The following is a 13,668-nucleotide window of genomic DNA, read 5'->3' as shown; positions in this document are numbered from 1 at the left end:
TCACCCGAGTCTGCTCGCCACCAGGTCCCACACCGTTTCGGCCAGGGCTTCCTTGGGGCCGTAGGGCACCGGGGTCTCGCTTCCGTCGGCTCCCAGCACCACGGCCTCGTTCTCCTCGGAGCCGAAGGTCTTGCGCTCCCCCACCTCGTTCACCACCAGCAGATCGCACCCCTTGCGGGCCAGTTTGGCGCGGCCGTTGGCGAGGACGTCGTCGGTCTCGGCGGCGAAGCCGACGATCATCTGGCCGGGGCGCGAACGGTCCGCGGAGATCTCCGCGAGGATGTCCGGATTACGCACCAGCACGATGGGCTCGGGTTCCTGGCCGTCCTTCTTCTTGATCTTCCCGGTGGCGTAGTTCTCCGGGCGGAAGTCCGCCACCGCGGCCGCCATCACCACGACGTCCGCGTCGGGCGCCGCCTTGAGCACGGCCTCGCGCAGCTGGACCGCCGTCCCGATCCGGACGACGTCCACTCCCGCGGGATCCGGCAGTCCGGTGTTGGCCTCGATCAGCGTGACCCGGGCGCCTCGCGCCGCGGCCGTGCGGGCGAGGGCGTACCCCTGCTTGCCGGAGGAGCGGTTGCCGAGGAAGCGGACCGGGTCGAGGGGCTCTCGGGTGCCGCCGGCGGTCACCACGACATGCCGGCCGACGAGATCCGGCTCCGTGACGCCCCGCGCCAGCACCCGGCGGCACACCTCGAAGATCTCCGCGGGGTCCGGCAGTCGGCCCTTGCCGGTGTCGACGCCGGTCAGCCTGCCCACGGCGGGGTCGATGACGAGGGCGCCCCGGCGGCGGAGCGTCGCCACGTTCTCCTGGGTGGCCGGGTGTTCCCACATCTCGGTGTGCATGGCGGGGGCGAAGACGACCGGACAGCGAGCGGTGAGCAGGGTGTTGGTGAGGAGGTCGTCGGCCAGGCCGTGGGCGGCCTTGGCCAGCATGTCGGCGGTGGCCGGGGCGACCACGACCAGATCGGCCTCCTGCCCGATGCGTACGTGCGGCACCTCGTGGACGCTCTCCCAGACCTCGGTGGAGACCGGGTTGCCGGAGAGCGCGGACCAGGTGGCGGCGCCGACGAAGTGCAGCGCGGAGTCGGTCGGCACGACCCGTACGTCATGACCGGACTCGGTCAGTCGGCGCAGCAGCTCGCACGCCTTGTAGGCGGCGATCCCACCGCTGACCCCCAGAACGACCTTCGGCTTGCCCACCGGGCCTCCCCGCACTCGGATGTGTACGCCTCTGTGTGGCGCCTCAATGACACACCACAGGCCCGACAGTCGCACTGCCGGGCCTGTGGAAAAACCTACTGCGATCTGCCGATATGACTTACGCGGGGCCCTCGACGGCCTCGGACGTCAGCAGACCCGCGTTGATCTCGCGCAGGGCGATCGAGAGCGGCTTCTCGTGGACGTGGGTGTCGACGAGGGGACCGACGTACTCGAGGAGGCCCTCGCCGAGCTGCGAGTAGTACGCGTTGATCTGGCGGGCACGCTTGGCCGCGTAGATCACGAGGCTGTACTTCGAGTCGGTGGCCTCGAGGAGCTCGTCGATCGGCGGGTTGATGATGCCCTCGGGCGCGGAGATGGAAGAGGACACGCTCTACCTTCCGATGGATGGGAAAAGACCGGTCGTGATCACAGAAAACGGACAGACGCCGTGATCACACAACATCCATCAAGGCTAGCAGCTCGCGGGCCACGTCCTCGACGGAGGTGTTGACCAGGGTGACGTCGAACTCCGGCTCGGCCGCCAGCTCGATCTTGGCCGCCTCCAGACGGCGTTCGATCACCTCGGGCGGCTCGGTGCCCCGTCCGGTGAGCCTGCGCACCAGCTCCTCCCAGGAGGGAGGCGCCAGGAAGACCAGCTGGGCCTCCGGCATGGTCTCGCGGACCTGCCGTGCGCCCTGGAGGTCGATCTCCAGCAGGACGGGCTCGCCCCGCTCCAGGCGTTCGAGCACGGCGGCCCGGGGAGTGCCGTAGCGGTTGCCGGCGAACTCGGCCCACTCCAGCAGCTCGCCGTTGGCGATCAGCTTGTCCATCTCGTCGTCGGTGACGAAGAAGTAGTGGACTCCGTGCTGTTCGCCGGGGCGCGGCTTGCGGGTCGTCGCCGACACCGAGAGCCAGACCTCGGGGTGCGCCTTGCGCATATGGGCGACGACCGTGCTCTTGCCGACCCCGGAGGGGCCGGAGAGCACGGTCAGCCGCGGACGTACGTCCGGGGGCTCGGGGGTCGTCCCCCGGAATGTTGCAGCCATGCAGCGATTATTCCAGCAATCCCGGAGTGCCCGGGACTGCCTTCCCACCAGAGGGCGGGATCAGGAACCGGTGCTGCCGAACTCACGCTCCAGGGAAGCGATCTGGTTGGAACCGAGGCCGCGTACACGACGGCTCTCGGAGATGCCGAGTCGCTCCATGATCTGCTTGGCGCGGACCTTGCCCACGCCCGGCAGGGACTCGAGCAGGGCGGAGACCTTCATCTTGCCGATGACGTCGTTCTCCTGGCCCTGCTTGATGACCTCGTGCAGGGAGGCGCCGGAGTGCTTGAGTCGATTCTTGACCTCGGCCCGCTCCCGGCGAGCCGCGGCGGCCTTTTCGAGCGCGGCTGCGCGCTGTTCAGGGGTAAGGGGCGGAAGAGCCACGCCTACGTCACCTCGGATGTCGAACTGTCGGATACGGACCGGTGAGGAACCTAGTCGCCCCACACCTGGGGTGCCACGAGCAACACGCTCGCCCGTTCACCCTGCTCGGAGACTAGCGGGCAACTCCGCCAGAGTCAGCGAGAACAGCGGAAAAGTCCTGGTCAGCCTCCCTGGAGTCGGACATAACCGGCATATCGCCCTGGATTTGAGAATGTATTCAGACTCAAGGCGTCCGGTAACCGACCCTCAGGCACTCATCGGAGGTCTCGGCCCCCCGTCGTCGCGGTGCGGATCTCGTCCGCGAAACGACACGCGGCGTCACGCAGCGCGACGATGTCGCGACCGTGACGAAGGACACCCCGACTGACGTTCGGCACCACATCGCGCACGGCGGCACCGAAGACCGCCGGAAGATCGGCCGGTGTGGCGCCCTGGGCACCGATCCCGGGCGCGAGGAGAGGTCCGTTGATGTTCAGGTCGTACGACGAGAGGTCACCCAGCGTGGCGCCGACGACGGCGCCGAAGGACCCCAGGGGCTCCTCCCCCGCGTTCTCGGCCGCCAGGTGCGCCAGCATCGTCGCGCCGACGTCGCGGCCGTCCGGGCGCACCGCGTGCTGCACCTCGCCGCCCTCCGGGTTGGAGGTGAGCGCCAGCACGAACAGTCCGGCCCCGTTCTCGCGCGCCAGGGCCACCGCGGGCTTCAGCGAGCCGTAGCCCAGGTAGGGCGAGACCGTCAGCGCGTCCGAGAAGAGGGGCGCGTCCTTGTGCAGGAAGGTCTCGGCGTACGCGCTCATCGTGGAGCCGATGTCGCCGCGCTTGGCATCCATGACGACCAGCGCGCCGGCCGCCCGCGCCTCCGCGACGGACTTCTCCAGGACGGCGATGCCGCGCGACCCGAAGCGCTCGAAGAAGGCGCTCTGCGGCTTGAGGACCGCCACCCGGTCGGCCAGCGCCTCGACGACCGTGCGGCTGAAGTGCTCCAGGCCCGCGACATCGTCGTTCAGGCCCCAGTCGGCGAGCAGGGAGGCGTGCGGGTCGATGCCGACGCAGAGCGGCCCGCGCTCGTCCATGGCTCGGCGCAGGCGGGCGCCGAAGGGCTCGGTCATACCGTCTTCCTCACGTCGGCGCCGACCGCGTCGGCGAGGGTGGCGTAGGGGCTCGTGCGCAGACGGGCCGCGAGGCCCTTGTGCAGGGCGCGCGACCAGAAGGGCCCCTCGTAGACGAAGGCGCTGTAGCCCTGGATCAGGGTGGCGCCCGCCAGGATGCGCTGCCAGGCGTCCTCGGCGTTCTCGATGCCGCCGACGCCCACCAGGGTGATCCGGTCGCCCACGCGCGCGTAGAGGCGGCGCAGGACCGCCAGGGAGCGGGCCTTGACGGGGGCGCCGGAGAGACCGCCCGTCTCCTTCACGAGGGAGGGCCCGGAGGTGAGACCGAGTCCCTCGCGCGCGATGGTGGTGTTCGTGGCGATGATCCCGTCCAGGCCCAGCTCCACGGCGAGGTCGGCGACGGCGTCGACGTCCTCGTCGGCGAGGTCCGGCGCGATCTTCACGAGCAGCGGCACACGGCGGGTGCGGACCGTGCGGTCGGCGGCCTCACGGACGGCCGTCAGCAGGGGCCGCAGCGCCTCGGTGGCCTGGAGATCGCGCAGACCCGGCGTGTTGGGCGAGGAGACGTTGACGACGAGGTAGTCGGCGTAGGGGGCGAGGCGCTCGGCGGACTTCACGTAGTCCCCGACGGCCTCCTCGTCCGGGACGGCCTTCGTCTTGCCGATGTTGACGCCGACGACCGTCCTGAAGACGGGCGTACGGGAGGCCAGGCGGGCGGCGACGGCGAGCGAGCCCTCGTTGTTGAAGCCCATGCGGTTGATCAGGGCGCGGTCGGCGACCAGACGGAACAGCCGCTGCTTGGGGTTGCCGGGCTGGCCCTCGCCCGTCACCGTGCCGATCTCGACGTGGTCGAAACCGAGCATCGACATCCCGTCGACGGCGATCGCGTTCTTGTCGAAGCCGGCGGCGAGTCCGAAGGGGCCGTGCATCCGCAGCCCGAAGGCCTCCGTGCGCAGTTCCTCGTAGCGGGGGGCGAGGGCCGCCGCCAGGAAGGTGCGCAGCACGGGGACACGGGCGGCGAGACGGATCCAGCGGAAGGCCAGGTGGTGGGCCTCCTCGGGGTCCATCCGTGTGAAGACCAGGCGGAAGAAGAGCTTGTACATGGTGGTGTCCTCATGAAGAGGGGGACACCGTTTCCGGTGTCCCCCTCTTCGGCTGCTAGTCGCGGGCCGCGGTCAGGTGTTCGGCGTGTTCCTGGAGCGAGCGCACGCCCACGTCGCCGTGGTTGAGCGCGTCGATGCCCTGGACGGCTGCCGCGAGGGCCTGCACGGTCGTCAGACACGGCACGGAGCGGGCCACGGCGGCCGTACGGATGTCGTAGCCGTCGAGGCGGCCACCGGTGCCGTAGGGGGTGTTGACGATGAGGTCGACCTCGCCGTCGTGGATGAGCTGGACGATCGTCTTCTCGCCGTTCGGGCCGGTGCCCTCGGACTGCTTGCGTACGACGGTGGCGTTGATGCCGTTGCGCTTGAGGACCTCGGCCGTGCCGGACGTGGCGAGCAGTTCGAAGCCGTGGGCGACCAGCTCGCGCGCCGGGAAGATCATCGAACGCTTGTCACGGTTGGCGACCGAGATGAACGCGCGGCCCTTGGTGGGCAGCGGCCCGTACGCGCCGGCCTGCGACTTGGCGTACGCCGTGCCGAAGACCGAGTCGATGCCCATGACCTCGCCGGTGGAGCGCATCTCCGGGCCGAGGATGGTGTCGACGCCGCGCCCGTGGATGTCGCGGAAGCGCGACCACGGCATGACGGCCTCCTTGACGGAGATCGGCGCGTCGAGCGGCAGTTCGCCGCCGTCGCCGTTGGCCGGCAGCAGCCCCTCCGCCCGCAGCTCGGCGATGGTCGCGCCCAGCGAGATCCGGGCGGCGGCCTTGGCCAGCGGCACCGCGGTCGCCTTCGAGGTGAAGGGGACGGTGCGAGAGGCGCGCGGGTTGGCCTCCAGGACGTAGAGGATGTCGCCGGCCATCGCGAACTGGATGTTGATCAGTCCGCGCACGCCGACGCCCTTGGCGATGGCCTCGGTGGAGGCGCGCAGGCGCTTGATGTCGAAGCCGCCGAGGGTGATCGGGGGCAGGGCGCACGCCGAGTCGCCGGAGTGGATCCCGGCCTCCTCGATGTGCTCCATCACGCCGCCGAGGTAGAGCTCGTGGCCGTCGTACAGGGCGTCCACGTCGATCTCGATGGCGTCGTCGAGGAAGCGGTCGACGAGCACCGGCCGGGAAGGGCTGATCTCGGTCGACTCGGCGATGTACGACTCCAGGCGGGCCTCGTCGTAGACGATCTCCATGCCACGTCCGCCGAGCACGTAGGACGGGCGGACGAGGACCGGGTAGCCGATCTCGTCGGCGATGGCCTTGGCGCCCGCGAAGGTGGTCGCGGTGCCGTGCCTGGGCGCGGGGAGGCCGGCCTCGGCGAGGACGCGTCCGAAGGCGCCGCGGTCCTCGGCGGCGTGGATGGCCTCCGGGGAGGTGCCCACGACGGGCACGCCGTTGTCCTTGAGCGCCTGTGACAGGCCCAGCGGGGTCTGGCCGCCCAGCTGGACGACGACGCCCGCGATCGGCCCGGCCAGCGACTCGGCGTGGACGATCTCCAGCACGTCCTCCAGCGTCAGCGGCTCGAAGTACAGCCGGTCGGAGGTGTCGTAGTCCGTGGAGACGGTCTCCGGGTTGCAGTTGACCATCACGGTCTCGTAGCCCGCGTCGCTCAGCGCGAAGGAGGCGTGGACGCAGGAGTAGTCGAACTCGATGCCCTGACCGATGCGGTTCGGGCCCGAGCCGAGGATGATCACGGCCGGCTTCTCGCGCGGGGCGACCTCCGACTCCTCGTCGTAGGAGGAGTAGAAGTACGGCGTCTTCGCGGCGAACTCGGCGGCGCAGGTGTCGACCGTCTTGTAGACCGGGCGTACGCCCAGCGCGTGCCGGACCTCGCGCACGACGTCCTCGCGCAGGCCCCGGATCTCGCCGATCTGCTGGTCGGAGAAGCCGTGCCGCTTGGCCTCGGCGAGCAGCTCGGGATCGAGCCTGTCGGCGGCGACCAGCTCGTCCGCGATCTCCTTGATCAGGAAGAGCTGGTCGACGAACCACGGGTCGATCCTGGTCGACTCGAAGACCTCCTCGGGCGTGGCGCCCGCGCGGATGGCCTGCATGACGGTGTTGATACGGCCGTCGGTGGGCCGGACGGCCTCTTCGAGGAGGACGGCCTTGTCGCCGGGCTCGCCGACGAAGGTGAACTGGCTGCCCTTCTTCTCCAGCGACCGCAGCGCCTTCTGGAGCGCCTCGGTGAAGTTGCGGCCGATCGCCATGGCCTCGCCGACCGACTTCATGGTGGTGGTCAGGGAGGAGTCGGCGGACGGGAACTTCTCGAAGGCGAACCGCGGCGCCTTGACGACGACGTAGTCGAGCGTCGGCTCGAAGGAGGCCGGGGTCTGCTCGGTGATGTCGTTCGGGATCTCGTCGAGCGTGTAGCCGACGGCCAGCTTCGCGGCGATCTTGGCGATGGGGAAGCCGGTCGCCTTGGAGGCGAGCGCCGAGGAGCGCGACACGCGCGGGTTCATCTCGATGACGATGACCCGGCCGTCCTCGGGGTTCACCGCGAACTGGATGTTGCAGCCGCCGGTGTCGACGCCGACCTCGCGGATGATCGCGATGCCGACGTCACGCAGCACCTGGTACTCGCGGTCGGTGAGCGTCATCGAGGGCGCGACGGTGATCGAGTCGCCGGTGTGGACGCCCATGGGGTCGAAGTTCTCGATGGAGCAGACGACCACGACGTTGTCGTGCTTGTCGCGCATCAGCTCCAGCTCGTACTCCTTCCAGCCGAGGATGGACTCCTCCAGGAGCACCTCGGTGGTCGGGGAGAGCGTCAGGCCCTGGCCGGCGATGCGGCGCAGCTCCTCCTCGTCGTGGGCGAAGCCGGAGCCGGCGCCGCCCATGGTGAAGGAGGGACGGACCACGACGGGGTAGCCGCCGAGTGTCTCGACGCCGTTCAGCACGTCGTCCATGGAGTGGCAGATGACCGAGCGGGCGGACTCGCCGTGCCCGATCTTGGCGCGGACGGCCTCGACGACCTCCTTGAAGAGGTCGCGGTCCTCGCCCTTGTTGATGGCCTCGACGTTGGCGCCGATCAGCTCGACGCCGTACTTCTCCAGCGTCCCGGCCTCGTGCAGCGAGATGGCCGTGTTGAGGGCCGTCTGACCGCCGAGGGTGGGCAGGAGGGTGTCGGGGCGCTCCTTGGCGATGATCTTCTCGACGAACTCCGGGGTGATCGGCTCGACGTACGTGGCGTCGGCGATCTCCGGGTCGGTCATGATCGTCGCCGGGTTGGAGTTGACCAGGATGACGCGCAGGCCCTCGGCCTTGAGGACGCGGCACGCCTGGGTGCCGGAGTAGTCGAACTCGGCGGCCTGGCCGATGACGATCGGGCCGGAGCCGATGACCAGGACGGACTGGATATCGGTGCGCTTAGGCACGCTGGCCCTCCATCAGGGATACGAAGCGGTCGAACAGGTAGGCGGCGTCGTGCGGGCCCGCTGCCGCTTCGGGGTGGTACTGGACGCTGAAGGCCGGCCGGTCGAGGAGCTGGAGCCCCTCCACGACGTTGTCGTTGAGACAGACGTGGGAGACCTCGGCGCGGCCGTAGGGGGTGTCGGAGACCTGGTCGAGCGGGGCGTCGACGGCGAAGCCGTGGTTGTGCGCGGTGACCTCGACCTTGCCGGTCGTACGGTCCTGCACCGGCTGGTTGATGCCCCGGTGGCCGTACTTCAGCTTGTAGGTGCCGAAGCCGAGCGCGCGGCCCAGGATCTGGTTGCCGAAGCAGATGCCGAAGAGCGGGGTGGAGCGCTCCAGGACCGCCTGCATGACGGACACGGGGTGGTCGGCGGTGGCCGGGTCGCCCGGACCGTTGGAGAAGAACACACCGTCGGGGTTCACGGCGTACACGTCGTCGACCGTCGCCGTGGCGGGCAGGACGTGCACCTCGATGCCGCGCTCGGCCATGCGGTGCGGGGTCATGCCCTTGATGCCGAGGTCGACGGCGGCGACGGTGAACTTCTTGGTGCCGATCGCGGGGACGACGTACGTCTCCTTGGTGGCGACCTCGGCGGAGAGGTTCGCGCCCTTCATCTCGGGGGCCTCGCGGACCTCGGTGAGCATGACGCCCGCGTCGGGCAGCGCGTTGCCGGAGAAGATGCCGACGCGCATGGCGCCGCGCTCACGGAGGTGGCGGGTGAGGGCGCGGGTGTCGATGCCGGAGATCCCGACGACGCCCTGCGCGCGCAGCTCGTCGTCCAGGGAGCGCCGGGAGCGCCAGTTGGACGGCACGCGCGCGGGGTCGCGGACGACGTACCCGGAGACCCAGATCTTCTTGGACTCGGGGTCCTCGTCGTTGACGCCGGTGTTGCCGACGTGCGGGGCGGTCATGACGACGACCTGGCGGTGGTACGACGGGTCGGTGAGGGTCTCCTGGTAGCCGGTCATCCCGGTGGAGAACACGGCCTCGCCGAAGGTCACCCCCACGGCCCCGTAGGCACGGCCGCGGAAGATCCGGCCGTCCTCCAGGACGAGTACGGCGGGAAGCGCCCCTTTCCTCTGCGAGGCGTTCCCCTGAGTGGAGGTCGTCATCGTGCGCCTTCCGTTTCCGTCTTGTCGATCATCTGGTTCATGGTCTCGACCCACTCGTTGTGCTCGGCCGCGCGGTCGGAGCGGAACCCGGAGTCCAGCAGCTTGCCGCCGTGCTCCCAGGTGACGACCAGCAGGCCGCCCTCGGTGAGGACCTTCCCGGCGATGCCCTTGTCGAGCCGGGCCTCGCGCAGGGCGTCGACGGGGACGAAGAAGTCCGTCGCCCCCGGGCGTACGACGTCCAGGCCCGCGTCCGTCAGCGTCAGCTCGACCCGGCTGCGGGTGCCCAGGCCGTGCGCCACGATGCGGTCGAGCCACTGCCCGGCGGTGGTGGAGCCGTGGTAGCGGCCGCTCATGCTCAGTCTGGCCGCACCGGGCTCGTCCGGCGCGGTGGCGAGCTCCGGAAGATCGCTCTGGAGCGTGCCGCGCCACTTCCAGCCCTCACGCATCAGCCAGTAGACGAGCGCGACGAAGAGGGCGAGTCCGACGACCCAGCCGATGCGCGCGGCCCAGTCGGTGACCTCGGCCGATTCCTTCTCGGCGGCCAGCAGAATTACAGGTGTCACGTGAGCTTCCCGTCGACGAGCGTGGCCTTGCCCCGCAGCCACGTGTGCGTGACACGGCCCGGCAGCTCGCGGCCCTCGTAGGGGGTGTTGCGGCTGCGCGAGGCGAAGCCCGCGGGATCCACCGACCCACGGTATGCCGTGTCGACGAGCGTGAGGTTGGCGGGCTCACCTGCCGAGACGGGACGTCCATGACCGGCGGCCCGCCCGATCTTCGCGGGCTTGAACGACATACGGTCCGCGACGCCCGCCCAGTCGAGCAGACCGGTGGTGACCATCGTCTCCTGGACCACCGACAGCGCGGTCTCCAGGCCGACCATGCCCATGGCGGCCGCGCCCCACTCGCAGTCCTTGTCCTCGTGGGGGTGCGGGGCGTGGTCGGTGGCGACGATGTCGATCGTGCCGTCGGCGAGCGCCTCGCGCAGGGCCAGCACGTCGCGCTCGGTGCGCAGCGGCGGGTTGACCTTGTAGACCGGGTTGTAGGTGCGCACCAGCTCGTCGGTGAGCAGGAGGTGGTGCGGGGTGACCTCGGCGGTGACGTCGATGCCGCGGGACTTGGCCCAGCGGACGATCTCGACGGACCCGGCGGTCGAGAGGTGGCAGATGTGGACGCGGGAGCCGACGTGCTCGGCGAGCAGGACGTCCCGGGCGATGATCGATTCCTCGGCCACCGCGGGCCAGCCGCCGAGCCCCAGCTCCGCGGAGACGACGCCCTCGTTCATCTGGGCGCCCTCGGTCAGCCGCGGCTCCTGCGCGTGCTGGGCGACGACCCCGCCGAAGGCCTTCACGTACTCCAGGGCGCGCCGCATCATCACCGCGTCGTCGACGCACTTGCCGTCGTCCGAGAAGACGGTGACCCCGGCGGCCGACTCGTGCATCGCGCCCAGCTCGGCGAGCTTCTTGCCCTCCAGTCCGACGGTGACGGCGCCGATGGGCTGCACGTCGCAGTAGCCGTGCTCCTGGCCGAGCCGGTAGACCTGCTCCACCACACCGGCGGTGTCGGCGACGGGGAAGGTGTTGGCCATGGCGAAGACGGCCGTGTAGCCGCCGGAGGCCGCGGCGCGCGTGCCGGTGAGCACGGTCTCGGAGTCCTCGCGGCCGGGCTCGCGCAGATGGGTGTGCAGGTCGACGAGGCCCGGCAGGAGCACCTTGCCCTCGGCCTCGACGACCAGGGCGTCGTCGTCGGGGAGTCCGGCGCCGACCCGCTCGATGATCTCGCCGTCGATCAGGACGTCCTGCGGCTCGCCGCCCAGCACCTTCGCGCCACGGATCAGGATCTTGCTCATGGTCTTACTTCTCCTCGGGGGTGCGGGCGTGGGCGACGGCGGGCTCGTTGCCGCCGAGCAGCAGGTACAGCACGGCCATGCGGATGGAGACACCGTTGGCGACCTGCTCGACGACGGTGCAGCGGTCGGAGTCGGCGACCTCGGCGGTGATCTCCATGCCGCGGACCATCGGGCCGGGGTGCATCACGATGGCGTGCTCGGGCATCCGCGCCATGCGGTCGCCGTCGAGGCCGTAGCGCCGTGAGTACTCGCGCTCGGTGGGGAAGAACGCGGCGTTCATCCGCTCGCGCTGCACGCGCAGCATCATCACCGCGTCGGACTTGGCGAGCGTGCTGTCGAGGTCGTAGGAGACCTCGCAGGGCCAGCTCTCGACGCCGACCGGCACCAGGGTGGGCGGGGCGACGAGGGTGACCTCGGCGCCGAGGGTGTGCAGCAGGTCGACGTTGGAGCGGGCGACCCGGCTGTGCAGGACGTCGCCGACGATCGTGATGCGCCTGCCGGACAGGTCCTGGCCGAGCCCGGCGTCCCGGCCGACGAGCCGGCGGCGCATGGTGAAGGCGTCGAGCAGGGCCTGGGTGGGATGCTGGTGGGTGCCGTCGCCCGCGTTGATCACGGCGGCGTCGATCCAGCCGGAGGTCGCCAGGCGGTACGGGGCCCCCGAGGCGCCGTGCCGGATGACGACCGCGTCCACGCCCATGGCCTCCAGCGTCTGGGCGGTGTCCTTCAGGGACTCGCCCTTGGAGACGCTCGACCCCTTGGCGGTGAAGTTGATGACGTCCGCGGAGAGGCGCTTCTCGGCGGCCTCGAAGGAGATCCGGGTGCGGGTGGAGTCCTCGAAGAAGAGGTTGACGATCGTGCGGCCGCGCAGGGTCGGCAGTTTCTTGATCGGCCGGTCGGCGACCCGGGCCATCTCCTCGGCGGTGTCGAGGATCAGGACGGCGTCGTCACGGGTGAGGTCGGCGGCCGAGATGAGATGACGCTGCATCTTTCAGGCTCCGTAAGGCAGTTCGGGAGATTACGGGCAGTCAGGGGCATCGCGAGGGGACGTACGGCGCGGGGCCGCACGCGCGCGTGCTACTGCTGGGCGGTCCGCTTCGCACCGAGCAGGACGGTGTCCCGACCGTCCTCCTCGGCGAGCTGGACCTTGACCGTCTCCCGCAGCGACGTGGGGAGGTTCTTGCCGACGTAGTCGGCGCGGATGGGCAGTTCGCGGTGGCCCCGGTCGACGAGGACCGCGAGCTGGACGGCGCGCGGGCGGCCGATGTCGTTCAGCGCGTCGAGCGCCGCGCGGATCGTGCGGCCGGAGAAGAGCACGTCGTCGACGAGGACGACCAGACGGCCGTCGATGCCGTCACCGGGGATCTCGGTGCGGGCCAGCGCACGCGGCGGGTGCATGCGCAGGTCGTCGCGGTACATGGTGATGTCGAGCGAGCCGACCGGGATCTTGCGGTCGGTGATCTCCGCGAGCTTGGCGGCGAGCCGCTGGGCGAGGAAGACGCCCCGGGTCGGAATGCCGAGGAGCACCACGTCGTCGGCGCCCTTGGCGCGTTCGACGATCTCGTGGGCGATGCGGGTCAGTACGCGCGCGATGTCGGGGCCCTCGAGAACGGGCCTCGCATCGGACGACTGCGCGTCCTGGGGCAGGTGCTGCGGGTCGTGCGTGTCCATAGGAAACGGACCTCCTTCTCCGCCTCACGGGACGGACCTTAAAGGACGTCGGATTTGCGCCGTCAACGTTATCAGGCCCCGCAACGCCCCTGATCACCCCCCTGGCCCAACGGAACGCGGTTACCACGGAAGAGTCGGTCCGGACCATCCGGCTTGACGGGGCAGAGTCACGCTGCGTAACCTCACAGTGAGTCACCAGCCTTCGTCCGGGGAGCCATATGTCCAGCGAATACGCCAAACAGCTCGGGGCCAAGCTCCGGGCCATCCGCACCCAGCAGGGCCTTTCCCTCCACGGTGTCGAGGAGAAGTCCCAGGGACGCTGGAAGGCGGTCGTGGTCGGTTCGTACGAGCGCGGCGACCGCGCCGTCACCGTGCAGCGCCTCGCGGAGCTGGCGGACTTCTACGGGGTCCCCGTGCAGGAGCTGCTTCCTGGTACGACCCCTGGTGGCGCCGCCGAGCCGCCGCCGAAGCTGGTTCTCGACCTTGAGCGCCTGGCCCATGTGCCGGCCGAGAAGGCGGGCCCGCTGCAGCGTTACGCGGCGACGATCCAGTCCCAGCGCGGTGACTACAACGGCAAGGTGCTCTCGATCCGCCAGGACGACCTGCGCACACTCGCCGTCATCTACGACCAGTCCCCCTCGGTCCTCACCGAGCAGCTGATCAGCTGGGGCGTCCTCGACGCGGACGCGCGCCGTGCGGTCTCCCACGAGGACGCCTGACGCCTCGCGCAGCACCCAGCAGAAACGTGCCGCCGGGGGGGGCCCCACCCCACGGGTGGGGGGCCCCCCGCGGGGGTTT

Annotated in this window: 13 protein-coding genes; 1 reads left to right on the top strand and 12 read right to left on the bottom strand. The window is 70.2% G+C overall.

Translation table 11 applies throughout. The annotated features are described in order from the left end of the window. From coaBC to pyrR, 12 genes are all read right to left on the bottom strand, one after another. On the bottom strand, window positions 1-1,203 hold the full coding sequence (gene coaBC / locus RM704_RS33910) for a bifunctional phosphopantothenoylcysteine decarboxylase/phosphopantothenate--cysteine ligase CoaBC (protein ID WP_033532555.1): 1,203 nt from the start codon (window positions 1,201-1,203) through the stop codon (window positions 1-3). A 118-nt stretch (window positions 1,204-1,321) separates the two neighbouring features. Beyond that, on the bottom strand, window positions 1,322-1,591 hold the full coding sequence (gene rpoZ / locus RM704_RS33905; RefSeq protein ID WP_005485492.1) for a DNA-directed RNA polymerase subunit omega: 270 nt from the start codon (window positions 1,589-1,591) through the stop codon (window positions 1,322-1,324). Window positions 1,592-1,655: 64 nt separating this feature from the next. Continuing rightward, on the bottom strand, window positions 1,656-2,249 hold the full coding sequence (gmk, locus tag RM704_RS33900) for a guanylate kinase (protein ID WP_052146614.1): 594 nt from the start codon (window positions 2,247-2,249) through the stop codon (window positions 1,656-1,658). 60 nt (window positions 2,250-2,309) lie between these two features. Next, window positions 2,310-2,633, bottom strand: a complete 324-nt coding sequence (locus tag RM704_RS33895) for an integration host factor (protein ID WP_003977346.1) — start codon at window positions 2,631-2,633, stop codon at window positions 2,310-2,312. 254 nt (window positions 2,634-2,887) lie between these two features. Then, window positions 2,888-3,739, bottom strand: a complete 852-nt coding sequence (pyrF, locus tag RM704_RS33890) for an orotidine-5'-phosphate decarboxylase (protein WP_033532557.1) — start codon at window positions 3,737-3,739, stop codon at window positions 2,888-2,890. Continuing rightward, entirely contained in the window at window positions 3,736-4,842 is a 1,107-nt protein-coding gene (locus tag RM704_RS33885; protein WP_033532558.1) for a quinone-dependent dihydroorotate dehydrogenase, read from the bottom strand. The genes pyrF and RM704_RS33885 overlap by 4 nt, the downstream gene beginning before the upstream one ends. A gap of 55 nt (window positions 4,843-4,897) precedes the next feature. Next, a complete protein-coding gene (gene carB, locus RM704_RS33880) occupies window positions 4,898-8,206 on the bottom strand; it encodes a carbamoyl-phosphate synthase large subunit (protein WP_033532559.1) in 3,309 nt (1,102 codons plus the stop codon). Continuing rightward, window positions 8,199-9,356 (bottom strand): glutamine-hydrolyzing carbamoyl-phosphate synthase small subunit, encoded by a 1,158-nt coding sequence (gene carA, locus RM704_RS33875; protein WP_033532560.1) that lies wholly within the window; start codon window positions 9,354-9,356, stop codon window positions 8,199-8,201. Before carA ends, carB begins: the two co-directional genes overlap by 8 nt. Further along, window positions 9,353-9,919, bottom strand: coding sequence for a PH-like domain-containing protein (locus RM704_RS33870; protein ID WP_033532561.1), 567 nt, complete (start codon window positions 9,917-9,919; stop codon window positions 9,353-9,355). The genes carA and RM704_RS33870 overlap by 4 nt, the downstream gene beginning before the upstream one ends. After that, window positions 9,916-11,202, bottom strand: a complete 1,287-nt coding sequence (locus tag RM704_RS33865; protein ID WP_033532562.1) for a dihydroorotase — start codon at window positions 11,200-11,202, stop codon at window positions 9,916-9,918. The genes RM704_RS33870 and RM704_RS33865 overlap by 4 nt, the downstream gene beginning before the upstream one ends. A gap of 4 nt (window positions 11,203-11,206) precedes the next feature. Continuing rightward, complete coding sequence (locus RM704_RS33860; RefSeq protein ID WP_033532563.1) at window positions 11,207-12,187, bottom strand: aspartate carbamoyltransferase catalytic subunit; 981 nt, start codon at window positions 12,185-12,187, stop codon at window positions 11,207-11,209. 89 nt (window positions 12,188-12,276) lie between these two features. After that, complete coding sequence (gene pyrR, locus RM704_RS33855; RefSeq protein WP_033532564.1) at window positions 12,277-12,870, bottom strand: bifunctional pyr operon transcriptional regulator/uracil phosphoribosyltransferase PyrR; 594 nt, start codon at window positions 12,868-12,870, stop codon at window positions 12,277-12,279. Window positions 12,871-13,088: 218 nt separating this feature from the next. Here pyrR and bldD point away from each other — a divergent pair, with 218 nt between their 5' ends. Further along, the gene (gene bldD / locus RM704_RS33850) at window positions 13,089-13,589 is read left to right on the top strand and encodes a transcriptional regulator BldD (RefSeq protein ID WP_027751102.1); all 501 of its coding nucleotides are present in this window, start codon (window positions 13,089-13,091) and stop codon (window positions 13,587-13,589) included. The last annotated feature ends 79 nt before the right edge of the window (window positions 13,590-13,668 follow it).

The sequence above is a fragment of the Streptomyces gottesmaniae genome (assembly GCF_031845845.1).
Taxonomy (GTDB): Bacteria; Actinomycetota; Actinomycetes; order Streptomycetales; family Streptomycetaceae; genus Streptomyces; species Streptomyces akebiae.
The sequence above is the reverse complement of the archived record's forward strand: the minus strand, read 5'-3'. Positions and strand labels throughout refer to the sequence as shown.